This window comes from Streptomyces sp. CB02058, from assembly GCF_001905505.1.
Lineage (GTDB): Bacteria > Actinomycetota > Actinomycetes > Streptomycetales > Streptomycetaceae > Streptomyces.
In genome coordinates this window covers 664574-690976 of the sequence record NZ_LIPG01000001.1, presented here as the reverse complement: position 1 = coordinate 690976, position 26403 = coordinate 664574, and the positions used below count along the sequence as shown (strand labels likewise).

The window sequence follows — 26403 nt, the reverse complement described above, 5'->3', positions numbered from 1 at the left end:
TCCGGGGGATCGCCCCGGCGTATGCAGTACGTAGTTCATTGTCCCGCACGCGCCAAGCTGCTTCGCCCCGGGGCCCTCCATACGGGAACCGCCCTGGCCCGGCCACGGCCTCCGCCGCCCCGCCGGCCCGCCACGACCGGGGGTCTTCCTCCCCCGTGACCGGCACACCCCCTGTCGCCTCCCGTACCCTCGACCGCATGTCGCTCTACGCCGCGTACGCCGGCAACCTCGACGCGCGGCTGATGACGCGCCGCGCTCCGCACTCCCCGCTGCGCGGCACGGGCTGGCTCAACGGCTGGCGGCTGACGTTCGGCGGGGAGCAGATGGGGTGGGAGGGCGCGCTGGCCACGGTGGTGGAGGCACCCCGTTCCCAGGTCTTCGTCGCGCTGTACGACCTGGCCCCCATGGACGAGGACTCCATGGACCGCTGGGAGGGCGTCGGCCTCGACATCTACCGCCGGATGCGGGTGCGGGTGCACACGCTGGACGGCGAGGAACCCGCCTGGATGTACGTCCTCAACGGCTACGAGGGCGGGCTGCCCTCCGCGCGTTATCTGGGCGAGGTGGCGGACGCCGCGGAGTCCGCGGGCGCGCCGCACGACTACGTGATGAACCTGCGCAAGCACCCCTGCTGAGCACCGCCCCCCGGCGCCTTCTGTACGAAAGTACGAACACGACCGGCCAGACTCTGCGTGGACGCATCTACGCGCGTAGGGATTCACCGGTTACCCTCATCCGCGTGAACGCATCTGTTATTCCGGACCACGTCCAGGGCGACCCCTACTCCGCCGCCGCCGACGCCGCCGCCCGCCTGCGCGAGCTGACCGGCGCCGAGACCCACGACGTCGCTCTCGTGATGGGCTCCGGGTGGGCCCCCGCCGGCGATGCGCTCGGCACTCCGGAGGCCGAGTTCCCGGTCACCGCGCTGCCCGGATTCCCGGCGCCCGCGGTCGAGGGGCACGGCGGCACGATCCGCTCGTACAAGATCGGCGAGAAGCGGGTGCTGGTCTTCCTCGGCCGCACGCACTTCTACGAGGGCCGGGGCGTCGCCGCCGTCGCCCACGGCGTCCGTACGGCCGCAGCGGCGGGCTGCAGGACCGTCATCCTGACGAACGGCTGCGGAGGGCTGCGCGAGGGCATGCGCCCCGGCCAGCCGGTCCTCATCAGCGACCACATCAACCTCACGGCGGCCTCACCGATCGTCGGCGCGAACTTCATCGACCTGACCGACCTGTACTCGCCGCGGCTGCGCGCGCTGTGCAAGGAGATCGACGAGACGCTCGAAGAGGGCGTGTACGTGCAGTTCCCCGGCCCGCACTACGAGACCCCGGCCGAGATCAACATGGTCCGGGTCATGGGCGGTGACCTGGTCGGCATGTCCACGGTGCTCGAGGCGATCGCGGCGCGTGAGGCGGGCGCGGAGGTGTTGGGCATCTCCCTGGTCACGAACCTCGCGGCGGGCCTGAGCGGCGAACCCCTCAACCACGAGGAGGTCCTCCAGGCCGGCCGCGACTCGGCCACCCGGATGGGCGCGCTGCTGGCACGGGTACTGGAACGGATCTAGCCTCGCCGCTGCACGAGGCCGCATCCAGCCCCGTCGGCGTTTGAGGCCGTATCCAGCCTCGCCGGCGATCGAGGCGCGGGGGCCCGGGGGCAGAGCCCTCGGAAACCCGCGCCGGAGCGCCGCCTCCCAAGACACTGGGCCACCAGATCAAGCCCCGCCGGCGATTGGGGCACGGGGGCCCGGGGCAGAGCCCCGGCCCGCCCCGCACCTCTCATCCCGCACCCCTCATCCCGCATCCCGCATCCCGCATCCCGCAGAAAGGCGGACACCGTGCAGCAGGACCTCATGACGCAGGCCAGGGCCTGGCTCGCCGAGGACCCGGACCCCGACACGCGCGCGGAGCTCGCCGGACTCGTCGACGCCGGGGATCTCGACGCGCTCGCCGACCGCTTCTCGGGCACGCTCCAGTTCGGCACCGCGGGTCTGCGCGGTGAGCTCGGCGCGGGCCCGATGCGAATGAACCGCTCGGTCGTGATCCGCGCGGCCGCCGGCCTCGCCGCGTATCTCAAGGCGAACGGCGACGCGGGCGGCCTCGTCGTCATCGGCTACGACGCCCGCTACAAGTCCGCCGACTTCGCCCGCGACACCGCCGCCGTGATGACCGGCGCGGGCCTGCGCGCCGCCGTGCTGCCCCGCCCGCTGCCGACCCCCGTCCTCGCGTACGCCATACGGCATCTCGGAGCCGTCGCGGGCGTGGAGGTCACCGCCAGCCACAACCCGCCGCGCGACAACGGCTACAAGGTCTATCTCGGCGACGGCTCGCAGATCGTGCCCCCCGCCGACGCGGAGATCGCCGCCGCCATCGCGGCGGTCGGCGCGCTCGACGGCGTGCCCCGCCCGGAGTCGGGCTGGGAGACCCTCGGGGAGGAGGTCCTGGAGGCGTATCTCGCCCGTACGGACGCCGTTCTCAGCCCCGGTTCGCCCCGTACCGCCAGGACCGTCCACACCGCGCTGCACGGCGTCGGCACCGCCGTGCTCACGGCTGCCTTCGCCCGGGCGGGGTTCCCCGAGCCCGTGCTCGTGGCGGAACAGGCCGATCCCGACCCGGCGTTCCCCACCGTCGCCTTCCCCAACCCGGAAGAGCCCGGCGCCATGGATCTCGCCTTCGCGACCGCGCGCCGGGCGCGGCCGGACATCGTCATCGCGAACGACCCGGACGCCGACCGCTGCGCCGTGGCCGTCCCGGACGCCTCCGCCGAGGGCGGCTGGCGGATGCTGCGCGGCGACGAGGTCGGCTCGCTGCTCGCCGCCCATCTGGTGAACCGCGGCGTCTCCGGGGTGTTCGCCGAGTCGATCGTGTCCTCGTCCCTCCTCGGCCGGATCGCCGCGAAGGCCGGTCTCGGCCACGAGGAGACGCTGACGGGCTTCAAGTGGATCGCCCGGGTCGAGGGCCTGCGCTACGGCTACGAGGAGGCGCTCGGCTACTGCGTGGACCCGGAGGGCGTCCGCGACAAGGACGGCATCACGGCGGCCCTGCTGATCACCGAGCTGGCCTCGGCACTGAAGGAGGAGGGCCGCACCCTCCTGGACCTGCTCGACGACCTCGCGCTGGAACACGGTCTGCACGCCACGGACCAGCTGTCGGTGCGGGTGGAGGACCTCACGGTCATCGCGGACGCCATGCGCCGCCTGCGGGAGACACCTCCCACGGCGCTGGCGGGCCTCCCGGTCACCTCGGCCGAGGACCTGTCGCAGGGCTCCGGGCTGCTGCCGCCCACGGACGGTCTGCGCTACCAGCTGGCGGGCGCCCGGGTCGTCGTCCGCCCGAGCGGCACCGAACCCAAGCTCAAGTGCTACCTGGAGGTCGTCGTCCCGGTCGCCGACGCCTCCGCCCTCCCGGCCGCCCGGTCCGAGGCGGCGGAGCTGCTGGCCGGCATCAAGCGGGACCTGTCGGCGGCCGCGGGGATCTGACCGGCCGTGTCCGCGCGGTGGGCCGCTGCGGCGGCCCACCCCGGGGGACGCCGTGGGGTGCCGGCGGCCCGTCAACGGCTGACGCCACCGGCCAGGGCCCGCCGGACGAGGTGGTGGGTGTAGAGCCGTCGCGCCTCGCCCTCGCCGAGCAGATCGACGGCCGCGCGCACGAGCCCGGGATCGGCGGCCCCGGCCGACCGGAGATCGACGACCTCGGCCCGGCTCAGCCCCTCGATCGTCAGCGGCTCGCACGCCCCACCCGGCCCCGGGCCGGGGGCGGGTCCGTCCGCCGCACCCCGCACCCGCGTCACCGCCTCGGCGAACTCCGCGTTCGGCACGTCTCGATGACCGGCTGCGGGGAGGCCGTGAACGGAGCGTCGCCGGAGCTGCGCGGTGATGTACGCGGCCGGGGACCCGGGGCACCAGTCGAGGTACCAGGCGTGCAGTTCGGCCGCGATGTCGTGGCTGTCGAGACCCTGGTCGACGAGCGGACGCAGCGCGTACGCGAGACGTCGCAGCCCCTCCCGTTGCGTCCAGCCGACCAGGGGCCGTACCTGCCGGGCCACCGTCACGTCGCGGGCGACCTGCCACGGGCTGCGGCGCGGCCGTTCCGGTTCACCGGCCGGGGTGGAGGAGCGTGTCCGGCGCCTCGCGCGCGCGTGCGACGTGTTGTTCGACCCCCCATCCATCTCGGCTTTCCGTACGCGGGGGCACAGCCCAGGGGACTGGGGTGCACGAGCCGCCGAACGGCCGCCGCCGGACGGCGGGTTGCCGGTGCGGCGGGCGGCACCCACGGCTTCCCGGCGTCCGGCTTCGGTGACGCCGACGACCCGCGCCCCGTACCCGGACCCGCTCAGCCGGTGCCCCCTCGACGCGTCGAACCACGGGGGGACGGTCGCCGCGTAGATCGTCGCCGTGCCCGCGTAGGAACGGCCGGGGAGCCGCAGGTTGCGCCGCGACCCGTGCCGCACCCAGGCGAGCGCCCCCAACTCCCTCAGCACGCGGACGTGCCGCTTCACCGTGGCGGTCGACACCGCGCACCGGCGGGCCGTCCCGGCCAGGTCGTAGAGCACCGTCCCCTCGGTGTAGTCCATGCGCGCCGCCAGGTCCCGGGCGACGGCGATCGTCGTCGCGCACGCGCGTGGGTGCAGCCGGGCCGTGTCGACCAGCCAGCGGACGGCACGCAGCCACACCCGCGGTTCCGCGCGCCGGGACACGGTGGCGGTGACTTCCTGGAGCGGGAGAGGAACAGCGGTCCACTCGGTTCGGGGGCATGGCTGGGAGGCGCGGCTCTCGGCCGCGCCGGATGAAGGACGCATCACAGTCCGGAGGCAAGGGCGGGCCACGGCACGGCCGTGGCCCGCGTGGAGGGTGGGGCAGGTGCGGTCGAAGGTCCGTCAGGTCACGGGCGCAGATCGCGCGCCGCCCACACACAGGTGCCCTGCGCGTGGGCGAAGTGGCCCCAGCGGTCGCCCAGTTCGGCGACGATGCGCAGCCCGCGCCCGTGGGTGGCCGAATCGTCGGCGGAAAGAGGCCGGAGCCGGCGCGGGTCGTACGCCCCCGAGTCGACCACGGCGGCCAGCACCGCCCCCGGGTGCTGCCCCGCGACCGCCCACACCCGCAACGGGCCGGAACGCGGGCGCGGGACGGAGTGCGTCAGCGCGTTGGCCACCAGTTCGCCGACGATCAGCAGCAGGTCCTCGGCGGGCTCCTCCGGCGTCCGCCACACGGCGAACTGCCGCCGCACCGCCCGGCGGACCACACCCGCCCCCGCCGGGTCGTCCCCCACCAGCGGGACGACCAGACGGCGCCCCGCCACGGCGGTCCCTATGACGAGCCGGGTGTCGAGGCCGTACGGGGAGACGAGCCGAGGGTCTTCGGCGGGCGGGATGTGCATGGGGAACCCTTCCGGCTTGTGCGACCGCCCCGGTGCGTGCCGGGCAAGCGACCGGCCGCTACGCAGCGTTGCCAACGCTCGCAATCAAGTCACCGCGCGAACTTGCCACGCAAGTGCGTGGCAAGTTCGCCACACGAAAGGGTTAACCCCGGCTCCTGGGTGCACTCCGGGCAGGAAAGGTTTGGCATCCTCCGAGTGACCCGGCGCGCAAGTGCACTTGGGATCAGGAGGAGTGGTCGATGGTCCGAGTGAACGGCCCGACGGTGAACCGACGTCAGCTCGGTGCGGAACTGAGGCGCCTGCGAGAGCAGTCAGGACAGCGCAGCGAAGCGGTGGCCAAGGAATTGGGCTGCTCCATGGCGCGGATCTCGCGCATCGAGACCGGCAAGGGTGGCGCTGTGGCGAAACCCGACGATGTGAAACGACTGTGCCGGATGTACGGGGTCACCGACGAGCATCAGATCGGCGCGCTGCTCGACATGCTCGAAGGCTCGCAAGCACCAGGGTGGTGGGAGAACTACGGTGATGTACTCCCGTCCGGGCTGGAGATCTACGTGGGCCTGGAGACCGACGCACGCGTGGAGAGGGCCTGGGAGCCGCTACTGGTTCACGGCTTGCTCCAGACCCCCGACTACGCACGCGCCGTCCTGCACGCATGGAACACCCAACGCCCCGGTGACATCGATGCGTTGGTGGAACTGCGCCTGCGACGCCAGGAGTGCCTCGCCCGACCGCAGGACCCACTGGAACTCTGGGTCGTACTCGACGAGGCTGTCATCCGGCGCCCCATCGGCGGAACCGGCGTCATGCGTGACCAGCTCCGCCATCTGATCAAGGTTTCGGAACTCCCCAACATCACGCTCCAGATCGTGCCGTTCGCCAAGGGCGGCCACCCAGGACTCGGAGGCCCCTTCTCGTTGATGGAGTTCGACGAGGACGATCCGGTTGTTTACGCCGAGGCCCAGGTCGGCAATCTCTACGTGCAGAAGCGGGCGGACGTGCGACGGTTCTCGCGCAGAGTGGACCTTCTGCGGGCCATCGCCCTCGCACCCGACGACACGGCCGGCCTGCTGCACCGAGCGATCAAGGAGATGTGATGACGCCCATGCCCCGCCCGTCCATAGGTGACCTTCAGTCCGCCCACTGGTTCAAGGCGGCCGCGAGCGGGGGCGAGGGCGGCTGCCTGGAAGTGGCGTTCCTGTCCGGCGGACGCGTCGCCATCCGCGACAACGAGGACCTGGACAACCCGCCCTTCGTCGTCACCGCACACGTCTGGCGCTGCTTCATGGACGGCGCGCAGAAGGGCGAGTTCGAGGCACCGGCCGCACCGTGAGGCACCTGTGAGCAACGGGCCGCCCCCGCCCCGGCTCAGACACGCGTGAGGTACGTGAAGCCGGTGTCCGGGCCCACGCAGGACTGGAGGGTCAGGTCTCCCCAGTACAGGCCGTGGGCGGGCGCGCCCCGGCCCGGGGTGAGGTAGCGGGCGTAGACCTTGTACGTCAGGGTCTCGCGCGGGGTGTCGACGGTGACCAGCGTGCCGGTGGGAAGCGTGGCGAACTGCTGGAAGCCGCAGTGGTCGTGGCCGACGACGACGATCGTGCGCATCTTGTAGCCGTTCTCCGCACCGAAGTTCGGCCCGGCCCACTGCACCGCGTCCTGGCAGGCGTCCACCTCCTCCTGGCCGCCCCGGACGACCCGGGCGGACCATGCGCCGATCCGGAGCGTCGTCGCCGTGCCGCGGGTCGCCGCGCTCGGCGGGGCGGACGAGGGTGCGGACGAGGACTTCGGGGTCACGGCTGCCGAGCCCCCGGTGCCGGTGCCGGCCGCCTCCCCCGAGGGCGGCGCGGGCGGGGCCGTCGTACGCGAGAGGTCCGGTCCGGCGACCGCCGAGGGCTCGGCGCCGGCGGACGGGGGTGTCCGTGGGACGGCCGGTGCGGGTGCGGGCGGTGTGGTGACGGGCGGCGGGGGTGGGGGCGTGCCGGTCGCGCCGGCCGGGGCGGAGTACGGGGCTGCCGGCTTCCGGGCCTCCGCTCCCCCGGGCTCCCGCCCCGCACCGCAGGCCGCGAGGAACACGAACAGCGCTGCGGTGGCGAGGAGTGCGGCGGACCGGCCGGGCCTCATCCGAAGCGGCCGTTGACGTAGTCGGAGGTCCGGGAGTCCTGGGGCGACTCGAACATGTCCGTGGTCGGTCCGTGCTCGACGATCACGCCCGGGGTGCCCTGTTCGGCGAGGAAGAAGGCGCAGCCGTCGGAGACGCGGGCGGCCTGCTGCATGTTGTGCGTGACGATGACGATGGTGACCTCCTCCTTCAGGTCGTGGATGGTCTCCTCGATCCGCCGGGTGGAAGTCGGGTCGAGGGCCGAGCAGGGCTCGTCCATCAGGAGGACCCGGGGGCGTACGGCCAACGAGCGTGCGATGCAGAGGCGTTGCTGCTGGCCGCCGGAGAGCGCGCCGCCGGGCTGGCGGAGCCGGTCCCTGACCTCCTTCCAGAGTCCCGCCTTGGTGAGGCACTCCTCGACGAGGTCGTCGCGGCCGTCCTTGGACGCCTTCACCCCGTTGAGCTTCAGGCCGGCCAGGACGTTGTCGTACAGCGACATCGCGGGGAAGGGGTTCGGCTTCTGGAAGACCATGCCGATCTCCCTGCGGGCGTGGGTGAGGCGCCGCCCCCGGTCGTAGATGTCCTGGCCGTCGAGGAGGACCCGGCCCGCGAGGGAGGCGGAGCCGATGAGCTCGTGCATCCGGTTGAGGATGCGCAGGAAGGTGGACTTGCCGCAGCCTGAGGGGCCGATGAGGGCGGTGACCTGGCGGGCGGGCATGGTGAGGGAGACCCGGTCGAGGACCTTGTGGTCGCCGAACCAGGCGGAGATCGCCTCGGCTTCGAGTGACGCGGGGGCGGAGAGGCCCGGCCCCGGGGCGGCTGTCCGGGGCAGCGTCAGGGTGTCTGCGGCGGTGTCGGTCATGGGGCGCGTACTCCTCGTTCGGGTCGTGGAAGCGTCACAGCAGGTTGGGCAGGAGACGGGTGGCGGCACCGGCCAGGGCGACGCCGAGTGCGCCGAGCACGGGGACGGCGGTGATCCAGGTCTGCCACCGGCCCCACACGCGCAGCGCCCAGGTGGCGAGGAGGGCGGCGACGAGGAGTCCCTGCGCCCAGAGGAAGACCTCGAGCCAGGCACCGCTCTCGCCGGCGAGCGGCTCCTCGGCCGGGCTGATCCATCCGGGGCGCATCTCGCGGGGCGGGTTGGACTGCACCGGTGTGGTGAGCTCCGCGTCGACGCGCAGGATGTCGGACGGGGTGTAGGGGCCGCCGGTGGCGGTGATCAGCGTGAGCCGGCCCTGTCCCTGGGCGCGGGGGGCGGGCAGGTCGTCGCCGGGGCGCCGGACCCCGGTGACCTTGTAGACCGCCTTGCCCTGCCCCGTGGTGATCTCGACGGGTGTGCCGACGGGGAGCTTGTGCAGGGCCTGGAAGGGGCTTCCGTAGCCCCACTGGCGGCCCATGATCACCGCGGTTCCGGACTGGCCCGGCAGGGGGGTGTCGCGGCGGTGGCCGGGGCCCGACATCAGCACCTCGGAGGTGGTGCCCTCGCCGACGACCTCGCGCAGCCCGAGTACGGGGATACGGAGGAGGGCGACCGGGGCGCCCATCTCCAGCGGCTTGTTGTCGAAGGTGCGCTGGCCCACCGGGGCGGTGCCCAGGGCGAGTTGCCTGCGCAGCTCGTCGTAGGCGGTCTGCTGGTCGCGGGAATGCTGGAGGTGGCCGAGGAGGGCGAGGTTGGCGGCGAAGCCGAGCAGGACCGCCGCGAGCACGCACAGGGCCCCGCCGGCCAGGGCGAGGCCGGGGCGGCCGGGCGGGCTCGTGGGGGCCGCCGGGGCCCTTGGTGGTTCGGGGGCCTCGACCCGCGCCTCGGGGGCGGGCTGGGGCGGGCTCAGGACGGTCACGGTCGCTGCGCTCCTGTACTGGCGGGTGGGTGGGCGAAGGGCGGCGGGTCCGGGGCGGGCGCGGCACGCCCGCCCCGGACCCGGGCGGTCAGTGGCCCGCGGGGCTGCCGAAGCTCAGCAGGCCCTTGCGGCGTACGTGGATCACGCAGGCGGCGCCCGCGCCGATCAGGGCGAGGGAGCTGAGGCCGATGGCCGCGATCCGGCTGCCCGTGGAGGCGAGGCCACCGGCCGGACCCGAGCCGCCCGATCCGCCGGTGCCGCCGCCGGTCGTGCCGGCGTCGGTGCCGCCCGAGGTGCCGGCGGTGTCCGTGCCGGTGGTGTCGCTCGGGTCGGGGGTGGGGTTCTCCTGCTCCCCGGTGACGAAGGCGAACGCGACGCTGTGGCCGTCGGTGGCCTCCTCGGCCAGGGTGAGGGTGTGGTCGCCGTCCGCGATGTCCTCGGGCACGGTGAACTCGTAGCCCGTGACGGTGCCTTCGGCGTCTGCGGTGGCGTCGGCGAACTCGGCCTCGCTGTCGCTGAGGGTGGCCTTGACCGTGGCGTCCTCGGCATAGCCGCGGGCGGTGATCAGGACCTTCTGACCGGCTTCGAGGACGGGCTCGGCGTCCAGGACGTTGCCCTCCTCGTCGGTGACGTCGAGGTCGGCGGGCTCGGTGGGCTCGTCCGTGGGGTCGTCCGTCGGCTCGCCCGTCGGCGTGCCGGTCGGGGTCACGGTCGAGGAGGGGGTGCCGGTCGGGGTGCCCGTCGGGCTCGGGGCGGGCTTGGCCACGGTGTAGGCCGACCAGGTCGTCGAGGGCTCGTGGGCCACCCGGTCGGCGGGGTTGAAGCGGGCCTGTACGAGGAGTTCGGTGCCCGGCTGGTACGGGGTCTCGGTGACGAACTCCGCCTTGCCCCCGACCACGGCGATCCTGTCCGCCCCGACCCCGCCGGCGGCGGCCACGGGACCGACCTGGAGGGTGACGGTGCCCGCGGCGCCGGCCGGGGAGACGGTGACCGTGGTCCTGACGTTCAGCTGGTCGCTCTCGGCGACGGCGACCCCTTCGGAGACGACCTGCAGGTCCGTCGCGGCGCCGGGTCCGGCGACGCTCCAGCCGTCGGCCGTGACGTCGATCGGCACCCGGTAGCCCTGGCCGAAGAGATCGCCGTTGTTCTTGGTGCAGGAGACGACGATCGCGTACCTGCCCTGGGGCTGCTCGGCGCTGAGCCGGGAGCGGAGCGTGTAGGTCAGTCCGCTCATGGTGAACGCGCTCTTCCCGCCGCTCTCGGTGACACTCGTGAGACCGGTGCGCAGGCTGGTCAGTTTCCCGTCCGGCTGCTCCAGGTTGATCTTCACGGTCGGCGCCTTGCCGTCGTCCGGCCGGTAGGCGTCGGGGCAGGTGCCCGTGAACTCGCCCCCGGTGAAGACGGGCTTCGTGTCGAGGTCGCCGCTGGTGGGCGTGACGGTGAGGGCCCCGCCCTGGACCGCCTGCGCCGAAGGGGCGAGGACGGCGAGTGCGGTGGCCAGCAGGCCGCTGACCAGCGCGAAGGCGCTGAGCAGAGCCACGGGTGAGCGTAGTGGTGCCGGGCCGTTCATGTGCGTGTCCCCCCTGGGGTGGTTGTCGTGTCCGGATACGCCGTGGGGCCGGGCACCCCAAGGGGTGCCCGGCTGTCGTGGGTTACGGGGTGCGAGTGATCAGTTCTCACCCTTGAGCGTGGTCGCTCCGCAGTTGGGGGCGAGGGTGAAGCCGTAGTACTCGATGACGTCGGTCTCGGCGCAGACCTTGGAGCCGGAGCCGACGAACGTCGAGGCGATCACGGAGTCGGTGAGCTTGGAGGTGGGCACGACGTTGTAGACGTCGCGGCTGATCCGGCCCCCGCCGATCTTCCCGAGCACCGTGGCGCCGTGGCGGTCGGTGACGGCACCGTTGACCTGGGCGTTGTACTGGGCGACGGAGTAGGGCGCGATGTCACCGGCGGAGTCCAGCTCGACACCGTTGTGCTCCTGCATGGTGCCGACGCAGGTGCCGAGGGTCGGGTTGCCGATCGAGCTGAGGAAGAAGGAACGCGTGCCGGAGCCGCTCTGGGGCAGCAGCGGGGTCAGCGTGACACCGTTCAGGGTGGTCGTCGTGCACTCGTAGACGGCCTTGAGCTGGGCCGCGGTGAGGTCCAGGTTGTTGTTCAGGGCGCTGTCACCGCGCACGGCGACGGTCACCTGGTCCTGGGCGAACGGGACGAAGGTCAGGTCGGTGCCGGAGGTGGCCGGGCCGCGCGAGGAACGGGCGAAGTCGATACAGCCGGTGGCGTTGTCGACGGCGTTGTTCAGGGCGGTGATACCGGCCGAGGAACCGTTCGGGCGGTTGATGGTGCAGCCGGTGGCGCGGGTCTTGACGGTGCTGCTGCCGGTCGCGTCGTACGAGGCGATCAGCGTGCCGCCGTCGATGGACTCGCCCAGGCCGTTGCCCACGTCCTGAGTGGTGTCCGAGCCGACGCCGGCGAGGACCCGGTAGTCGCCGGGGGCCGGGTCGGCCGAGGCGACGGGGGACATGATTCCGAGGCCCAGGGCGGCGGCACCCGCGACGGCCCCGATACGAACACTGGTCTTGACGTTCATTTCTGTTCTCCTCCATCAAGGACGAAACACAAGCAATGGACGCGCACGAACAATTCGAATTCCCGGCCGTCCGGTATCCGTCCGGCCACCGCAAACCATTCCGTACCCACTCCGCCCCGACCACCAAGTCCAGTTTCTGATCAGGTTACGAACCGATTTCCTAGGCGACACCAAGGAGATTTTCGAAGTGCCATGGAAATCCCCCGGAGTCCCGTTCCGGAATTCCGGGGGATCGGGTGGCGGTGCCGCTCAGTCCGCCGCCGCAGCCGCCTTGCGTGCCGACAGGCGCAGCATCACCGGGCCGGCCAGAGCCGCCGCCGCTCCGGCCACCAGCACGCCGAGCAGCACCCAGCGGACAGCCCCGAGGATGTCGGCCGGGGTCAGGCCGCCGGAGGCGGCGACCGTCTTCTCCTGGCCCGTGCCGGCCGCCGAGGCCCCCGAGGAACTTGCGCCTTCCGGCTCGGCCGACGCCTCGTCGCCCTGTGTTCCCGAGCCGCCCGACAGCCCCGCTCCGGCGGCGCCGGTCTCCGGCAGGGCCCCTGCCGCCCCGGCCCCGTCGCCCCCTCCCGTACCGGCTGCGACGCCCCCGGTCGTCCCCGGACTCCCGGTGGGCTCTGCGACGACACCCTTCTCCAGGGCCGCCGCCGCCCGTACCGCCTGTTCACGCATCTGCGCGGGCAGGGGGGCGTATCCGTGCGGCAGCTGGCCCGGGACCATGCCCTGGGTCTGTCCGGCGCCGGCCGCGTAGCGGATCATCCGGGCGTAGTCCTGGCGTTCCGCCTCCGGCCGGTCCACCGATCCGGCCGCGTAGGCCACGGCGGTGAGGGGGTAGGCGCCGTCGGTGGCCCGCGCGGGGTCCGGGGCCTTCACGCCGGGCACCGCGGAATCCTTCATCGTGGCCACCGCCCTGAGCAGCGAGGCGTTGGTGGGCCTGACGAACTCCCCGTCGGCGTTGGGCAGGGCGACGACGTCCAGCCGGAGGCGGTCGGCGGAGGCGGCGTCCGAGAGGCCCATGACCCGCCTGCTGCCCTGCCCCCGGCGCTCACCGGTCAGCTTGCCGCCGGTGGCGCACTCCTGACAGAGGCTGACATCGGTGGTCTGTCCGCTGTAGCCGCGCCGTACCCGCTGCGCTCCGTCGTGGAGGTTCTCGGCGTAGGGGACGACCTCCGCTCCCGTGTACAGCGCAGATATGCCGTTCGACCCGTCGATGCGTGTCTCGGTGGGGTCGGCCTTGGGAAAGTAGTCGGGGGCTTCGGCACCGAGGGCCAGATCCGTGTAGTACGGGTTGATCTTCATGCCCCACGGATCTTCCTTTCCTTCCAGGAATTCCCGCGCGTCCTTGTCCGACTGGAGGTAGCGCCACAGGATGCGGCTCGTGTCGGAGTTCTCCCCGGGGAGAACGATCCCGTACGGGGCCGACCTCTCCGCACGGCCTTCCATGACCGGATTCAGCGCCAGGAACTCCGGGTCTCTGAGCATCGATTCGGGATTTCCGGCCAGATGGTCGGGCGGTCCCCCCGTGTCCACGCTCCAGAATCTGATTCCGGTGACGTACGACTGGGTGAGAAGTTTGGCGAGCAGGCGCGGGGTCATCCTCAGGTCACGTACCCATTCCACCTCCTTTCCCGAGTCCTCCCAGAGGAATCCGAGGGCGAGCCCGCTCACCGCCAGGGGCGCGTGCACCACGGCCGCCGCTCCGTCGACCGGTTCGACGGGATCGATCGTGACGGCCAGTCCGGGCGAGGAGTCGGAGGGCTGGGTGACGGCCGCGCGGGCGCGGTCCTCGCCCGCCTGGGTGAAGCTGAAGCGGGTGTTCCCGCCGGCGCACAGGACGCTCTGCCAGGAGGACATGGCGTCGGTCAGGAGTTCCGAACCGATGATCCTGCGCTCGGCCTTGTCCGGTTCGCAGGTGTCGCCGACCGCGTCGAAGCCCAGGGGGAACACGAGGCGCCGGTCCCAGTTGCTCCGGCTCAGCGGGGACGTGTTCAGCTTCCCGTTGCGGTCCCCCTCGATCTCGTACTCCCCTCGCGGCACGACGACCAGCCAGCAGGAGCGCGGTGCGCCGTCCCCCGCCGCCGCGTCGACGGCGCCGCATCCCAGGTGGGGGGCCTGGAGTGCCGTGTGCACCTCGAAGATCGCCGAACCGGTGCCGTCCACACCGGTCTTCAGCATCGACTCCGCGTTGGTGTCGTTCGGCCCGAAGTAGGTCGTGTCGCTCTCGGAGTCGGTGGGATCTCCCTCGACCGGACGGAACGGCACGAACGGCGAGAAGTTGCCGCTGTCCTGGGTGTACTCGGTCTCCCCCGGGTCCGAGCCGGCCACGAGCCGTCGGTTCCAGGTGTCGAGGGACTCACCGCCGGGCTGGTTGAACCCGAAGACGCACTGCTCACGCCGCGGGCCCGCGGGGTCGTCGCCCCAGCACTGCATCACCTGGATGAAGTTGGCGAGCGTGGAGTCGTCGGGGGTCGGCTTCCCACCGGTCCAGCTCACCTCCAGCCCCTGGTTCCGCAGGTGCTCCGTCTGATGGACGGTCACCCGGAGCGAGGAGAAGTCGTCGTACGGTCCCTTCGTGCCGGGCAGCGTCATCGCCGAGCTGTCCGTCTCGGCCGCCTCGGCACGGTCCGCCGCCGGCGGCAGCGGCACCAGGGCGACGACGAGGGCGAGCAGGAGTGCCCCGATCCCCGCCGCGGTCCGTCTTCCCGGGTGCGAGCGGACGCCCACGGGGCCGCGTACGCCTCTCATGTCAGGTCTCCTCTGCGGCGGGCGGCCCGTGCGGCGAGGGCGCGGGCGGTGAGCGGGGGGCCGACGACCACGCCGGCCAGGAGCAGGGCGGAGAGGATCATCAGCGCTCCTCTGAGGCCGAGCGCGTCGTCCGCGGCGAGGCTGACGGGGCTCGCGACGACCGAGGAGTCCCCGGCCGATCCGTCGTTGATCACCTCACCGGTGTCCGGGTCGATCGCGCCTGGGCCGGACACGCCGCCCGCGTCGGCGGCGGACTCCTGGGCGTCCGGGGTGCCGTCGCCGTCGGTGTCCGCGCCCCCGCCGGTCGCTCCGGCGCTTCCCTGGCCGCCGGAGCCGCCGGTGGCGGAGCCGCCGCTGCCCGAGGTGCCGGCGGAGCCCCCGGAGCCGCCGCCGGTGGCGTTCTGGCTGACCGGGGTGGTCTGCTTGGCGCCCGCGGTGCCGGTGGCGCACTGCGTCGGGCCCTTCTTGTCGCAGGACTTCGGCTGGGGCGCGTTCCTGGCGAGGGTGTTGCTGCCGTCCGAGGAGAAGGTGGGGTTGCGGCAGTCGTTGATGTTCATCTTCCCGGCGGGCGCGCCGGGGATGCGCCGCACCTGGTCGAAGCCCGCCTGGACGAGGTTCTTGGGCAGCGGCGAGTAGCCGAGCTCCTCGGCCTGCTGCTGGCCGTCGCAGAGGAAGTAGTTGGAGAACGCGGCCAGGGTCGCGCCCTTCGCCTCGGTCAGCGGGTTCTTGGCCCCGTCCAGCGAGGTCGGCACGATCATGTAGCTGTAGCTGGACAGGGGGTAGGTCCGGTCGTCCTGCGACCGGTAGACGCCGTCGAGGATCTGTGTGAGGTAGTTGCTGGAGCCCTTGTCGGAGTTGATCCGCGCCCCCATCAGCCCCACGGCGACACTGGCGGCGGTCGGCTCGACGTAGTAGTTCGAGGCGTTGAGCACCTTCGCGACGGGGAAGCCCGCCTTGAGGGCGTAGGAGTACTCGACGTAGGTGATGGCGCCCTCGGCGTGGTTCTGCCGTACGTAGCCCGAGACGCCCAGGGAGCCCGACTTGGCGATCTGCGAGGTGCCCGAGGCGGTCGGGAAGTAGGACGTCATCCCGCAGGGCGTGGACCGTCCGGCCTTGCGGCAGAAGTCGTTCCAGGTGGAGCCGTGCTCCTTCGCCAGCCAGGTGGTGAACTGCGCCGAGGTGCCCGAACCGTCGGACCGCACCACGGGGACGATCGCCCGGCTGGGAAGGGTGAGTCCGGGGTTGTCGGCCTTGATCTCCGCGGCGTTCCACCGGGTGATCTTCGAGGTGAAGATCTTGGCGAGCACATCGCCGGAGAGGCGCAGGTTGGTGACCCGCTTGCCGCCGATCTTGAGGTTGTACATGAAGGCCGTACCACCGGCCACGATCGGCATGTACGCGTACTCGTGGGTCGGCGGGGCGTCGGTGACGCCGCCTTCCTTGAGCCCGTAGGGGATCTCGGAGACCGCGAAGTCGGCGGTGCCGTTCTTGAACTGCTCACGGCCGTTGGAGGATCCGGTGGCCGCGAAGTTGACGGTCATCCCGAGGTTGGAGGCGACGTTGCGGCGCCACTGGTCGAGGGCGTTGGAGCTCCAGGTCGACCCGGCGCCGGTGATCTTGCTGTACGAGGCCGCCCGGGCGGGCGGCTGGCCGGCGGCGAGCAGCGCGCAGAGCAGCGCGGCCAGCCCCATGGCGAGCCGGGACAGGGTCACGGGTCTCACGGAGTACTCCTGGTGATGGTGTCGGAGTGCGGCTGTGCGGGAGAGGTACGGGCCGCGGCGCGGCGCGCGAAGCGCTCGGCGTCGCGGCGGGAGGCGAGCACCCTGCGGTGGGTCTGCCCCTTGGTGAGCTGTCCAGGGTCGCGGCCGCCGATGATCCGGGCGATCACGAAGAGGAGCAGCACGAGGGCCATCAGGGTGGCGGCCGTGCCGAACCCGCGGGCGATCATGTCGGGTTCGGGCGACTTGACGAACTCGAAGGTGGCCAGCGGCAGCGAGACCTGGGGGCCGGAGAGCGGGTCGGCGTTGAGCTCGGCGGTGAAGCCCGCGGTGAGCAGGACCGGCGAGGTCTCGCCCACCCCGCGGGCGGTGCCGAGGATGACAGAAGTGGTGAGTCCGGAGCGCGCGGTGGGCAGCACCACGTGCCGGACGGTGCGCCAGCGCGAGGTGCCCAGCGCGTACGACGCCTCGCGGAGGTTGCCGGGCACGAGCCGGATCACGACGTCGGCGGCCCGGATGATGATCGGCAGCATCATCACGGCGAGCGCGAGGGACGCCGCGAGGCCGGACTTGTCGAAGCCGATGGCGAGGATGACGGTCGCGTAGACGAACAGGCCGGCCACGATCGAGGGGAGCGCGGTCATCGCCTCGACGATGGTGCGTACGAAGCGGGCGAACCGGCCGGGGACCTCGTTGAGGAAGACCGCGCAGACCAGCCCCGCGGGGACGGTCACCACGAGCGCCAGCGAGATCTGCTGGAGGGTGCCGACGATGGCGTGCAGCACCCCGCCGACGCCGAGCCCGTCGAGCGGGCCCGCCAGCTGCATGTCCTGGGTGAAGAAGTTGGTGTGGGGCAGCGCCTCCCGGCCCCGCCAGAGGGTGAAGGCGATCACGAAGGCCAGGGCGACGAGCAGGATCAGGCCCATGGTGCGGACGAGGACCCCGGCCAGCCGGTCCCGGATCACGGGCCCGTCCTCGTCGAAGGAGACCAGCAGGGCGTAGATCCCGAGGAAGAGCACGTACGCGACGACGGCGAAGCCGACCGCGCCGTCGAAGGGGAGCATCCGCCCGAAGAGCAGCCCGGTCACGCTCAGCGCCGCCGCGGCGGCTCCCAGCAGGGCGAACCGGTCGGAGACCCTGGTCGCCGCCAGGGAGCGCCGCTCCTCCGTCCCCCTGCCCGCGGCGGGTACGGGCAGCACGGTGCGCGGGGCGGGAGGGCCGGCCGGAGCGGATGTGCCGCCCGGCGCGGGCCTGGCGTTCCACTCGGGAACGGGCCGGTCGCCGGCGGTTCTCGGGGGTGGTTCGGGAGCAAGTGTCATGGCAGGCGGTGTCCCTGGGGCGTGGCAGTCGGATCGGGGTGCTGTACGGCCTAGGTGGAGGCGCCGGAGCGGCTGCGGGCGACGATCGACGAGGCGGCGAAGTTGACGACGAGCGTGAGGAGGAACAGCGCGAGCCCCGCGGCCATCAGCGCGGACATCCCGAAGGGACTGGACTCGCCGTAGCGCAGGGCGATCAGCGCGGCCACCGAGCTGGCACCGTTCTGCAGGACGTGCCACTGGATCTCGAAGACGGGCGAGATGATCAGGTAGACGGCGATGGTCTCGCCGAGCGCGCGGCCGAGGCCGAGCATGGTGCCGCCGATCATGCCGCCCTTGCCGAAGGGCAGGACGACGCTGCGGATCATGCCCCAGCGGGTGGCGCCCAGGGCGTAGGCGCCCTCCCGCTCGCCCGCCGGCGCCTGGGAGAAGACCTCCCGCATGACCGAGCAGATGATCGGCGCGACCATCAGGGCGACGACGATGCCCGCCACGAGGGTCGACGAGGTGTAGACGGTCTCCGGGGCGAGCGGGTCGGACGGGTCCGCCCCCTCCACCCGGAAGAGCGGGAACCAGCCCAGGTAGGTGGCGATCCACCGGGCCGTGGGCAGCACCGCCCCCTCGAAGAAGAAGAGCCCCCACAGCCCGTAGACCACGGACGGGACGGCCGCCATCAGGTCCACGACGCTGATCAGGGTGCGGCGCAGCCGGGGCGGCGCGTACTCGGAGATGTAGAGGGCGGCACCCAGGGCCAGCGGTACGGCCACCACGATCGCCGTCAGGGCGATCAGGACCGTGCCGATGAGGACCGCCGCGATGCCGAACCGTCCGGCGTCGGGTTCCCACGTCTCCGTCGTGAGGAAGGACCAGCCGGCGCGTTCCAGCGCCTGCCAGGCCCGGTAGAGGAGGAATCCGCCGACCAGCAGCATGACGGCCAGCACGAGCCCGCCGCCGCCGCGCGCCACCGTACGGAACGCCCGGTCGGGTATTCCGGGGTCCGCGTGCAGCCGCCGGGGCGCGTCGGTCTCGCCTCCGGGCTCCTCTGCGAGCGGTTCCCGCTCCTGCGTTCGCATCATCACCCGGATGACGCTCGGGGGGAGCGATGAACCGGTGAGCCCCCCGATGTGAACGAGGGGCCTCCTACGGACAACTTCCGGTGACATCGCGGGTCCCGCCGAGCAGCGTGAGGAACCGCTCATAGGCCGTCCGGCAGGTCGAGTGACGCTCGTACGCCCGTGCCGAGACCGCCGTGGCCCGGCCGTCCGCCGTCCTCAGCACCCACATCCAGCCGTTACCGGACGGTGTGTGCTGGACCGCGCCCGCCTGCTGCCCGAACCCGGTCCGCAGCTCCTCGAAGGCGTCCCGGCATCCTCCGTAGTCCTGGAACGCGTGGGCCGACACGGCCACCACGCGCCCGTTCTGCGCGATCATCCGCCAGCCGTACCGGCCGTCCCCGTCCAGGTCGATCCGGCAGCGGACTCTGCCCGCTTCCGCTCTGCCGGCACCATCGGCACCCGTCATCTCGCCCCACCCCCGCCGCCCCGTCCGGACGTCGGTGCGGCAAGCGCAATCTATTGAGGCGGCTGTGAATCACGCGTGCGTAAAAAAGCCGTGCGGTCGGTTTTCATCGCGATGTAGCCCCTTGGGCACCCGCCATACATCCGGCCACCGCGTACTCCCCCGGTGGGGCGGAGACCGTCAGCCGATCGCGAGCAGCACCACGAGCAGCACCGCGCCGACCACGGCCGGGGCGATCACCTCGTACGCCCAGCGCACGGACGCGGTGGTGGTGCCCGGCTCCTTGCGGGCGGCGGCCCGCTCGGCCAGCTCCCGCAGGTCGTTCACGGTCCGGTCGGCCGCCGCCGCGCGGGCCTGGGAGTCGCGGACGTCGGCGTGCACGGACGTCCGGCCGTACGGATCGTCGTGGGCCTGCTGGCCGGCCCTCCTGGCCGCCCGCTTGCGCTCGCGCAGCGAGACCGGGACCGCCCACAGCTGATACTTCGCACCGGCGTGGGTGAAGATCTCGCTGGAGTACGCCGCGCGCACGGTGGAGACGTCGCTCCAGGGCAGCACGATCGTGCGGAACGGGTTGCGGATGCGGATGCGCTCCTCGTCGGCGAAGACCGCCGGCCGCAGCGTGAACGCGACGATCAGCGGGACCACCATGAGCAGCGAGGCCAGCGCCAGCCACGGCACCCATCCCCTGCCCTGGAACACCGCGTCGCCACCGATCCAGCCGACCAGCAGGATCAGCAGGATGCCGCTGACCAGGCCGGCACCCGACCGGAACGTCCGGTCGGCGTAGGCGGGCTCGGAGGGGGGTGTGGGGCTCGTCATGGTCCCGATTCTGCCTGAAGCGGGGCGGTGGGCGGGGCGCGGCCTTGCCCGTCCTGTGGAAGGCCCGAAACGGGCAGGGCCCTGTACAGGTCGCTACGCGCGTAGATATGCTCATGTGGTGACCATGCCCACCACTGCTCCCGCATTCGCCGACGCGACCGCGTCCGACAGTGCGCTGCGCCGCTTCCTCTTCGGGTTGCCCGGCGTCGACGCCGTCGGCCTCGAAGCGCGCGCCGCCTCCCTCGGAACCCGTTCGATCAAGACGACGGCCAAGGCGTACGCCATCGATCTCGCCATCTCGATGATCGACCTGACGACGCTGGAAGGCGCGGACACCCCGGGCAAGGTCCGGGCCCTCGCCGCCAAGGCGGTCAACCCCGACCCGACCGACCGCACGACCCCGCGCACCGCCGCGGTCTGCGTCTACCCCGACATGGCGGCGACCGCCGCGGCGGCGCTGGCCGGCTCCGGGGTGAAGGTGGCGTCCGTCGCGACGGCCTTCCCCGCCGGACGTGCCGCGCTGGACGTCAAGCTCGCGGACGTCCGCGACGCCGTGGCGGCCGGGGCCGACGAGATCGACATGGTGATCGACCGCGGGGCCTTCCTCTCCGGCCGCTATCTGAAGGTCTACGAGGAGATCCTCGCCGTGAAGGCCGAGTGCGGCTCCGCGCGGCTCAAGGTGATCTTCGAGACCGGCGAGCTCTCCACGTACGACAACATCCGGCGGGCCTCCTGGCTCGGGATGCTGGCGGGCGCGGACTTCATCAAGACCTCGACCGGCAAGGTCGGGACCAACGCGACCCCGGCGAACACCCTGCTGATGCTGGAGGCCGTGCGCGACTTCCGTGAGCAGACGGGCGTCCAGATCGGTGTGAAGCCCGCCGGCGGCATCCGTACCTCCAAGGACGCGATCAAGTTCCTCGTCCTGGTGAACGAGACGGCGGGCGAGGACTGGCTGGACAACCACTGGTTCCGCTTCGGCGCCTCCAGCCTGCTGAACGACCTGCTGATGCAGCGCCAGAAGCTCAGCACCGGCCGTTACTCCGGCCCCGATTACGTGACGGTGGACTGATCCCCATGGCATCTGCATTCGAGTACGCACCGGCTCCGGAGTCCCGCTCCGTCGTCGACATCGCCCCCTCCTACGGTCTGTTCATCGACGGCGAGTTCACCGAGGCCGCCGACGGACAGGTCTTCAAGACGGTCAGCCCCTCCACCGAGGAGGTGCTCTCCGAGGTTGCGCGGGCTGGCACCGAGGACGTGGACCGGGCCGTGAAGGCGGCCCGCAGGGCGTTCGAGAAGTGGTCGGCGCTGCCCGGCTCCGAGCGCGCCAAGTACCTGTTCCGGATCGCCCGGATCATCCAGGAGCGCAGCCGTGAGCTCGCCGTCCTGGAGACCCTGGACAACGGCAAGCCCATCCGGGAGACGCGTGACGCGGACCTCCCGCTGGTCGCCGCGCACTTCTTCTACTACGCGGGATGGGCCGACAAGCTGGACCACGCAGGCTACGGCGCGAACCCGCGCCCGCTCGGCGTGGCCGGCCAGATCATCCCGTGGAACTTCCCGCTGCTGATGCTGGCCTGGAAGATCGCCCCGGCGCTCGCCACCGGCAACACCGTGGTGCTGAAGCCGGCGGAGACGACTCCGCTCTCCGCGCTGTTCTTCGCCGACATCTGCCGCCAGGCCGGTCTGCCCAAGGGTGTCGTCAACATCCTGACGGGGTACGGCGACGCGGGCTCGGCCCTCGTCGAGCACCCGGACGTGAACAAGGTCGCCTTCACGGGATCGACCGCCGTCGGCAAGGCCATCGCCCGGCAGATCGCGGGCACCGACAAGAAGGCCACGCTCGAACTGGGCGGCAAGGGCGCCAACATCGTCTTCGACGACGCGCCCGTCGACCAGGCCGTCGAGGGCATCGTCACCGGCATCTTCTTCAACCAGGGCCAGGTCTGCTGCGCGGGCTCGCGGCTCCTCGTGCAGGAGTCGGTGCGCGACGAGGTGCTGCACTCCCTCAAGCGCCGGCTGTCCACGCTCCGCCTGGGCGACCCGCTGGACAAGAACACCGACATCGGCGCGATCAACTCCGCGGAGCAGCTCTCCCGGATCACCGCGCTCGTCGAGACCGGCGAGGCGGAGGGCGCGGAGCGCTGGACGGCGCCGTGCGAACTGCCCTCCTCGGGCTACTGGTTCGCCCCGACGCTCTTCACCGACGTCACGCAGGCACACACCGTCGCCCGCGACGAGATCTTCGGCCCGGTGCTTTCGGTGCTGACCTTCCGCACGCCGGACGAGGCCGTCGCCAAGGCCAATAACAGCCAGTACGGCCTGTCGGCGGGCATCTGGACGGAGAAGGGCTCCCGCATCCTCGCGGTGGCGAACAAGCTCCGCGCGGGTGTCGTCTGGGCCAACACGTTCAACAAGTTCGACCCGACCTCGCCGTTCGGCGGATACAAGGAGTCGGGCTTCGGCCGCGAGGGCGGCCGTCACGGTCTGGAGGCCTACCTCGATGTCTGACGGGCGACTGAGCGTCTTCAAGACCTACAAGCTGTACGTCGGGGGCAAGTTCCCCCGCTCCGAGAGCGGCCGGGTGTACGAGGTGACGGACTCGAAGGGCAAGTGGCTGGCGAACGCCCCGCAGTCCTCCCGCAAGGACGCGCGTGACGCGGTCGTGGCCGCGCGCAAGGCGTTCGGCGGCTGGTCGGGCGCGACGGCGTACAACCGCGGCCAGATCCTCTACCGCGTCGCGGAGATGCTGGAGGGCCGCCGCGAGCAGTTCGTGCGCGAGGTCGCCGACGCCGAGGGGCTCTCGAAGTCCAAGGCCGCGGCCGTCGTCGACGCGGCGGTGGACCGCTGGGTCTGGTACGCGGGCTGGACCGACAAGATCGGCCAGATCGTGGGCGGGGCGAACCCCGTCGCGGGTCCGTTCTTCAATCTCTCGACCCCGGAGCCGACGGGTGTGGTGGCCGTCCTGGCGCCGCAGGAGTCCTCGTTCCTCGGCCTGGTCTCGGTGATCGCCCCGGTGATCGCCACGGGCAACACGGCGGTCGTCGTCGCATCGGCCGGTGCGCCGCTGCCCGCGCTCTCGCTGGGCGAGGTCCTGGCGACCTCGGACCTGCCGGGCGGTGTGGTCAACATCCTGTCGGGAAGCACGGCGGAGCTCGCGGCCCCGCTGGCGTCCCACCAGGACGTCAACGCCATCGACCTCACGGGCGCGGACGCCGGTCTCGCGAAGGAGCTGGAGATCGCGGCGGCGGACAATCTGAAGCGCGTCCTGCGTCCACAGGCTGTGGACACGGCCGACTGGTCCGCCGATCCCGGCACCCTGCGCCTGACGGCCTTCCTGGAGACGAAGACGGTCTGGCACCCCACGGGCGCCCTGGGAGCCTCCGGCTCCTCGTACTGACCCGTCGCACGGGTGCGGGGCCGTCCGGAAGGGGCGGCCCCGCACCCGTGCGTACGGCGGGTCAGCCGGTGATCAGACCGGTCACCTCTCCGACCACGGGCAGGTCGCCGAGCGCGGCCCCGCTGGTCAGCGGATCGGTGACCAGCGCCGTGGTCACCGGCTTGAAGTCGGCGATCTGGGCGCCCACCGCGTTGTCCAGCGGGTCCACGCCCGTGCCCGCGAGCGGGTCGATCTGGAGGTCCGTGACGGGCTTGACCGCCCCCGCGAGGCCGTAGCCCAGCGCGCTGGTCAGCGCGGGCGCCGCCGCGTCGGACACCGCCCCCAGCGTGCTGTCCGCGGTGTCCGCGCCGGTGGCGGGCGTCGCGGGCAGCGGTGCCGCCTGGGCGGCGGCACCTCCGGCGCCGAGCGCCGCGCCCAGCGCGGTGAGGGTCAGACCGGCGCGCAGCAGGGCGCGGTGCCGGGGTTTGGACAGTGCGTGACGTGCCATGTTCTCCCACCTGATCGGGACGTGTCGAGTAATCATCCGTGCGCGCAGAGTAGTTGAGGTGTGATGCTCGATACCAACAGGACCTCCCGGGGATCCCCTGCGCGGGTCAATGCCTCACACTTCTGTTCTGTGAGTTCCCAACCGATCCCCACTCGCGTCGTGCTGCTCGCCGGTCCCTCCGGCTCCGGCAAGTCGTCCCTCGCGGCCCGCAGCGGTCTCCCGGTGCTGCGCCTGGACGACTTCTACAAGGAGGAAAACGATCCGACACTGCCCCGGGTCACCGGCAGCACGGACATCGACTGGGACTCCGCGCTGTCCTGGGACGCCGACGCGGCCGTCGCGGCCATAGCCGAGCTGTGCGGCACCGGCCGCACCGACGTACCGCTGTACGACATCTCCACGAGCTCGCGGACCGGCCACGAGACGCTCGACATCGAGCGCACGCCCCTGTTCGTCGCCGAAGGCATCTTCGCGGCGGACATCGTGGAGCGCTGCCAGGAACTGGGCCTGCTCGCGGACGCCCTGTGCCTGCGCGGGCGCCCGTCCACGACGTTCCGGCGGCGGCTGGCGCGGGATCTGCGGGAGGGCCGGAAGTCCGTGCCGTTCCTGCTGCGGCGCGGCTGGCGGCTGATGCGGGCCGAGCGGGGCATCGTGGCCCGCCAGACCGCGCTCGGCGCCCACCCCTGCGGGAGGGACGAGGCCCTCGGCAGGCTCGCCGCAGCGGCCGCCGGCCGCTGCCGGGCCCCGCGGAGCCGGGTGACGAACTGAGCGGCACGGAGCCGGAACCGATCGTTCATCCGGTGCCCGCCGCCGCTTCACGGGAACGCGGCGGGGTGATCCGCGGACGCACCTAGGGTCCGTGACCATGACAAGATCGATCGCACGTCACGCCATCGCCGTGGCCACCGCCCTGGCCCTCACCGTCACCGGCGCCGTCACGGGAGCCGCGCTGGTCGCCGGCCCGTCCGCCGGAGCCGGGCCGGCCGCGAGCGTGAGCAGCTCACCGTACGGTTTCGGTGGCCCCGGCCTGAAGGGGCGCACGGCGGCGGAGCGGGCCTACCGCGACCTGCTCGACCACGGCCCGGACGCCAAGATCCTCACCGCCGCCCACCGCGGCCAGTGGCGGGACGCCCCCGAGAACTCGCTGCCCGCGGTACGGGCCGCCTTCGCCGACGGCGCCGAGATCGCCGAGATCGACGTCCGGCTCACCAAGGACGGCGTCCCCGTCCTCATGCACGACGCCACCGTCGACCGCACGACGAACGGCACCGGTGCCGTCGCCGACCTGACACTCGCCGAGATCGGCCGGCTCCGTCTGAAGGAGGGGCTGGGCGGGGCCCAGGCGGCCGTCACCGACGAGCCGGTCCCGACGCTCCGGGAGACGATGGCCCTGGTGAAGGACCGGGGCCTGGTCAACCTCGACAAGGGCTGGGCGTTCCGCGAGGAGATCTGGGACGTCCTCGTCGCCACCGGCACCGTCCGCAACGGGATCTGGAAGAGCGACGCCCCGGTCGCCGAGGTCCGGGACTTCCTCTCCACCCACCGCGACGCGGTCTACATGCACATGATCACGGACGCCAACCTGGCCCATGTCGCCGCGTTCGGCGACGACCAGCCGGTCGCCTACGAGGTCAACTTCGACAGCTCAGCGGACGCCGTGGCCCGCAGGCCGTTCCTCGACGGCCTGGCCGCCCGGAGCCGGGTGTGGAGCAACACCATGTGGAACGGCCTGTCGGAGCGGATGACCGACGAGGCATCGCTCACCGACCCGCTGCGGGGCTGGGAGGGGCTGGTCCGCGGCTTCCGTACGACGGTCCTCCAGACCGACGACGTGGAGAAGCTGGAGTCCTGGCTGCGCACCGGTGAGGGCGACCCGCTGCCGCGCGGCGCCGTGCGGGTGCAGGCGGAGGACTTCCTGCCCGGGGAGGGCTCCGGCTACCACGACTCGGACGCGGGCAACAAGGGCGGGCTCGCGATGCGCCCCGGCGAGGACGTCGACATCAGCGACGCCGACGGCAACGTCCGGATCTCGTGGATGCGCGGCGGCGAGTGGCTCACGTACGACGTGATCGTCCCCCGCGACGGTTCGTACGCCGTCCAGGCCCGGGTCTCCTCGCCGTACTCGCCGGCGGGCTCCTACACGCTCTCCTTCGACGGCGGACCGGCGAGCGAGCCGGTCGGCGTGCGCAACACCACCAGCCACAACAAGGAGGTGCTCCAGCACAGCGGCGTCACCCGCCGCCTGTCCGCCGGGCGCCACACCCTGCGGCTGGCCCTGCCCGAGGACGCCTACCAGAACTGGAACCTCGACTACCTCCAGCTCACCCCGGTCCGAGGCTGACGCCCCCGTCCGCCGGTGAGCACGACGAGCGGGGACGGACAGGACCCCCCGGCCTGTCCGCCCCCGCTGCGCCTTCCCCCGTACCGCCGCCTCCCCCGAAGCGGCGGCTCTTCCCCCGTTGGTCCCCCGTGGTCCCCCGTACTTCCCCCGTGCCCCCCGCAGAC

The 26403-nt window shown here is 72.3% G+C and carries 24 protein-coding genes; 10 read left to right on the top strand and 14 right to left on the bottom strand.

Going from position 1 to position 26403, the window contains the following annotated elements; all coding sequences use genetic code 11:
* The first annotated feature begins 197 nt into the window (after nt 1–197).
* The 3 genes from AMK10_RS03350 to AMK10_RS03340 all read left to right on the top strand — a co-directional run bounded on the left by AMK10_RS03350 (nt 198) and on the right by AMK10_RS03340 (nt 3475).
* Nucleotides 198–635 carry a gamma-glutamylcyclotransferase gene (locus tag AMK10_RS03350; RefSeq protein ID WP_073746014.1) on the top strand — a complete coding sequence of 146 codons (438 nt, stop codon included), beginning with the start codon at nt 198–200 and terminating at the stop codon, nt 633–635.
* Between the two features lie 104 nt (nt 636–739).
* Complete coding sequence (locus AMK10_RS03345; protein WP_073744531.1) at nt 740–1564, top strand: purine-nucleoside phosphorylase; 825 nt, start codon at nt 740–742, stop codon at nt 1562–1564.
* Between the two features lie 270 nt (nt 1565–1834).
* Complete coding sequence (locus AMK10_RS03340; RefSeq protein ID WP_107428365.1) at nt 1835–3475, top strand: phospho-sugar mutase; 1641 nt, start codon at nt 1835–1837, stop codon at nt 3473–3475.
* A 71-nt stretch (nt 3476–3546) separates the two neighbouring features.
* Here AMK10_RS03340 and AMK10_RS03335 read toward each other — a convergent pair whose 3' ends face one another.
* Together AMK10_RS03335 and AMK10_RS03330 are read right to left on the bottom strand one after the other, a co-directional pair.
* Complete coding sequence (locus tag AMK10_RS03335; protein ID WP_073744529.1) at nt 3547–4692, bottom strand: hypothetical protein; 1146 nt, start codon at nt 4690–4692, stop codon at nt 3547–3549.
* A gap of 185 nt (nt 4693–4877) precedes the next feature.
* Nucleotides 4878–5372 carry an ATP-binding protein gene (locus AMK10_RS03330; protein WP_073744527.1) on the bottom strand — a complete coding sequence of 165 codons (495 nt, stop codon included), beginning with the start codon at nt 5370–5372 and terminating at the stop codon, nt 4878–4880.
* Between the two features lie 239 nt (nt 5373–5611).
* On the opposite strand from AMK10_RS03330, the gene AMK10_RS03325 reads away from it, so the two are divergent.
* Nucleotides 5612–6469 carry a helix-turn-helix domain-containing protein gene (locus AMK10_RS03325; protein WP_073744525.1) on the top strand — a complete coding sequence of 286 codons (858 nt, stop codon included), beginning with the start codon at nt 5612–5614 and terminating at the stop codon, nt 6467–6469.
* The gene (locus tag AMK10_RS03320) at nt 6469–6705 is read left to right on the top strand and encodes a DUF397 domain-containing protein (protein WP_241839466.1); all 237 of its coding nucleotides are present in this window, start codon (nt 6469–6471) and stop codon (nt 6703–6705) included. Before AMK10_RS03325 ends, AMK10_RS03320 begins: the two co-directional genes overlap by 1 nt.
* 35 nt (nt 6706–6740) lie before the next feature.
* On the opposite strand, the gene AMK10_RS36870 is transcribed toward AMK10_RS03320, so the two are convergent.
* The 11 genes from AMK10_RS36870 to AMK10_RS03265 form a co-directional block, all read right to left on the bottom strand.
* Nucleotides 6741–7493: a hypothetical protein gene (locus AMK10_RS36870; protein ID WP_073744523.1), complete on the bottom strand. Its 753-nt coding sequence runs from the start codon at nt 7491–7493 to the stop codon at nt 6741–6743.
* The gene (pstB, locus tag AMK10_RS03310) at nt 7490–8332 is read right to left on the bottom strand and encodes a phosphate ABC transporter ATP-binding protein PstB (RefSeq protein ID WP_073744522.1); all 843 of its coding nucleotides are present in this window, start codon (nt 8330–8332) and stop codon (nt 7490–7492) included. Before pstB ends, AMK10_RS36870 begins: the two co-directional genes overlap by 4 nt.
* A gap of 34 nt (nt 8333–8366) precedes the next feature.
* Nucleotides 8367–9308 (bottom strand): sortase, encoded by a 942-nt coding sequence (locus AMK10_RS03305; RefSeq protein WP_107428364.1) that lies wholly within the window; start codon nt 9306–9308, stop codon nt 8367–8369.
* Between the two features lie 88 nt (nt 9309–9396).
* A complete protein-coding gene (locus AMK10_RS03300; protein ID WP_073744521.1) occupies nt 9397–10848 on the bottom strand; it encodes a hypothetical protein in 1452 nt (483 codons plus the stop codon).
* Nucleotides 10849–10977: 129 nt separating this feature from the next.
* On the bottom strand, nt 10978–11895 hold the full coding sequence (locus AMK10_RS03295; RefSeq protein ID WP_073744520.1) for a hypothetical protein: 918 nt from the start codon (nt 11893–11895) through the stop codon (nt 10978–10980).
* Between the two features lie 249 nt (nt 11896–12144).
* Nucleotides 12145–14637 carry a hypothetical protein gene (locus tag AMK10_RS03290; RefSeq protein ID WP_143194938.1) on the bottom strand — a complete coding sequence of 831 codons (2493 nt, stop codon included), beginning with the start codon at nt 14635–14637 and terminating at the stop codon, nt 12145–12147.
* A complete protein-coding gene (gene pstS / locus AMK10_RS38455; RefSeq protein WP_274535324.1) occupies nt 14634–16358 on the bottom strand; it encodes a phosphate ABC transporter substrate-binding protein PstS in 1725 nt (574 codons plus the stop codon). The genes AMK10_RS03290 and pstS overlap by 4 nt, the downstream gene beginning before the upstream one ends.
* On the bottom strand, nt 16355–17674 hold the full coding sequence (gene pstA, locus AMK10_RS03280) for a phosphate ABC transporter permease PstA (protein ID WP_079180598.1): 1320 nt from the start codon (nt 17672–17674) through the stop codon (nt 16355–16357). Before pstA ends, pstS begins: the two co-directional genes overlap by 4 nt.
* A 50-nt stretch (nt 17675–17724) precedes the next feature.
* Nucleotides 17725–18747 carry a phosphate ABC transporter permease subunit PstC gene (gene pstC / locus AMK10_RS03275; RefSeq protein ID WP_073746003.1) on the bottom strand — a complete coding sequence of 341 codons (1023 nt, stop codon included), beginning with the start codon at nt 18745–18747 and terminating at the stop codon, nt 17725–17727.
* Between the two features lie 64 nt (nt 18748–18811).
* Nucleotides 18812–19192, bottom strand: coding sequence for a hypothetical protein (locus AMK10_RS03270; RefSeq protein WP_073744518.1), 381 nt, complete (start codon nt 19190–19192; stop codon nt 18812–18814).
* Nucleotides 19193–19369: 177 nt separating this feature from the next.
* Nucleotides 19370–20008, bottom strand: coding sequence for a PH domain-containing protein (locus AMK10_RS03265; protein WP_073744517.1), 639 nt, complete (start codon nt 20006–20008; stop codon nt 19370–19372).
* A gap of 124 nt (nt 20009–20132) precedes the next feature.
* Here AMK10_RS03265 and deoC point away from each other — a divergent pair, with 124 nt between their 5' ends.
* Genes deoC through AMK10_RS03250 form a run of 3 tightly spaced genes read left to right on the top strand, consistent with a single transcriptional unit; the run spans nt 20133 to nt 23411 of the window.
* Complete coding sequence (gene deoC / locus AMK10_RS03260) at nt 20133–21080, top strand: deoxyribose-phosphate aldolase (RefSeq protein WP_073744516.1); 948 nt, start codon at nt 20133–20135, stop codon at nt 21078–21080.
* Nucleotides 21081–21085: 5 nt separating this feature from the next.
* A complete protein-coding gene (locus tag AMK10_RS03255; protein ID WP_073744515.1) occupies nt 21086–22522 on the top strand; it encodes an aldehyde dehydrogenase family protein in 1437 nt (478 codons plus the stop codon).
* Nucleotides 22515–23411, top strand: coding sequence for an aldehyde dehydrogenase family protein (locus AMK10_RS03250; protein ID WP_073744514.1), 897 nt, complete (start codon nt 22515–22517; stop codon nt 23409–23411). Before AMK10_RS03255 ends, AMK10_RS03250 begins: the two co-directional genes overlap by 8 nt.
* Before the next feature lie 61 nt (nt 23412–23472).
* On the opposite strand, the gene AMK10_RS03245 is transcribed toward AMK10_RS03250, so the two are convergent.
* Nucleotides 23473–23898: a hypothetical protein gene (locus AMK10_RS03245; RefSeq protein WP_073744513.1), complete on the bottom strand. Its 426-nt coding sequence runs from the start codon at nt 23896–23898 to the stop codon at nt 23473–23475.
* Between the two features lie 63 nt (nt 23899–23961).
* On the opposite strand from AMK10_RS03245, the gene AMK10_RS03240 reads away from it, so the two are divergent.
* The gene (locus AMK10_RS03240) at nt 23962–24666 is read left to right on the top strand and encodes a uridine kinase family protein (RefSeq protein WP_073744512.1); all 705 of its coding nucleotides are present in this window, start codon (nt 23962–23964) and stop codon (nt 24664–24666) included.
* Between the two features lie 97 nt (nt 24667–24763).
* On the top strand, nt 24764–26239 hold the full coding sequence (locus tag AMK10_RS03235) for a glycerophosphodiester phosphodiesterase family protein (RefSeq protein WP_079180597.1): 1476 nt from the start codon (nt 24764–24766) through the stop codon (nt 26237–26239).
* Nucleotides 26240–26403: the final 164 nt, after the last annotated feature.

What these genes read in the sequence shown, in the direction of transcription:
- pstA (WP_079180598.1), bottom strand. Translation starts at nt 17,674, where the DNA reads ATGACACTTGCTCCCGAACCACCCCCGAGAACCGCCGGCGACCGGCCC.
- AMK10_RS03265 (WP_073744517.1), bottom strand. Translation starts at nt 20,008, where the DNA reads ATGACGAGCCCCACACCCCCCTCCGAGCCCGCCTACGCCGACCGGACG.
- AMK10_RS03240 (WP_073744512.1), top strand. Translation starts at nt 23,962, where the DNA reads ATGCTCGATACCAACAGGACCTCCCGGGGATCCCCTGCGCGGGTCAAT.
- AMK10_RS03270 (WP_073744518.1), bottom strand. Translation starts at nt 19,192, where the DNA reads ATGACGGGTGCCGATGGTGCCGGCAGAGCGGAAGCGGGCAGAGTCCGC.
- AMK10_RS03295 (WP_073744520.1), bottom strand. Translation starts at nt 11,895, where the DNA reads ATGAACGTCAAGACCAGTGTTCGTATCGGGGCCGTCGCGGGTGCCGCC.
- AMK10_RS03325 (WP_073744525.1), top strand. Translation starts at nt 5,612, where the DNA reads ATGGTCCGAGTGAACGGCCCGACGGTGAACCGACGTCAGCTCGGTGCG.
- pstB (WP_073744522.1), bottom strand. Translation starts at nt 8,332, where the DNA reads ATGACCGACACCGCCGCAGACACCCTGACGCTGCCCCGGACAGCCGCC.
- pstC (WP_073746003.1), bottom strand. Translation starts at nt 18,747, where the DNA reads ATGATGCGAACGCAGGAGCGGGAACCGCTCGCAGAGGAGCCCGGAGGC.
- AMK10_RS03320 (WP_241839466.1), top strand. Translation starts at nt 6,469, where the DNA reads ATGACGCCCATGCCCCGCCCGTCCATAGGTGACCTTCAGTCCGCCCAC.
- AMK10_RS03250 (WP_073744514.1), top strand. Translation starts at nt 22,515, where the DNA reads ATGTCTGACGGGCGACTGAGCGTCTTCAAGACCTACAAGCTGTACGTC.
- AMK10_RS03235 (WP_079180597.1), top strand. Translation starts at nt 24,764, where the DNA reads ATGACAAGATCGATCGCACGTCACGCCATCGCCGTGGCCACCGCCCTG.
- AMK10_RS36870 (WP_073744523.1), bottom strand. Translation starts at nt 7,493, where the DNA reads ATGAGGCCCGGCCGGTCCGCCGCACTCCTCGCCACCGCAGCGCTGTTC.
- AMK10_RS03350 (WP_073746014.1), top strand. Translation starts at nt 198, where the DNA reads ATGTCGCTCTACGCCGCGTACGCCGGCAACCTCGACGCGCGGCTGATG.
- deoC (WP_073744516.1), top strand. Translation starts at nt 20,133, where the DNA reads ATGCCCACCACTGCTCCCGCATTCGCCGACGCGACCGCGTCCGACAGT.
- AMK10_RS03290 (WP_143194938.1), bottom strand. Translation starts at nt 14,637, where the DNA reads ATGAGAGGCGTACGCGGCCCCGTGGGCGTCCGCTCGCACCCGGGAAGA.
- AMK10_RS03330 (WP_073744527.1), bottom strand. Translation starts at nt 5,372, where the DNA reads ATGCACATCCCGCCCGCCGAAGACCCTCGGCTCGTCTCCCCGTACGGC.
- AMK10_RS03245 (WP_073744513.1), bottom strand. Translation starts at nt 23,898, where the DNA reads ATGGCACGTCACGCACTGTCCAAACCCCGGCACCGCGCCCTGCTGCGC.
- AMK10_RS03255 (WP_073744515.1), top strand. Translation starts at nt 21,086, where the DNA reads ATGGCATCTGCATTCGAGTACGCACCGGCTCCGGAGTCCCGCTCCGTC.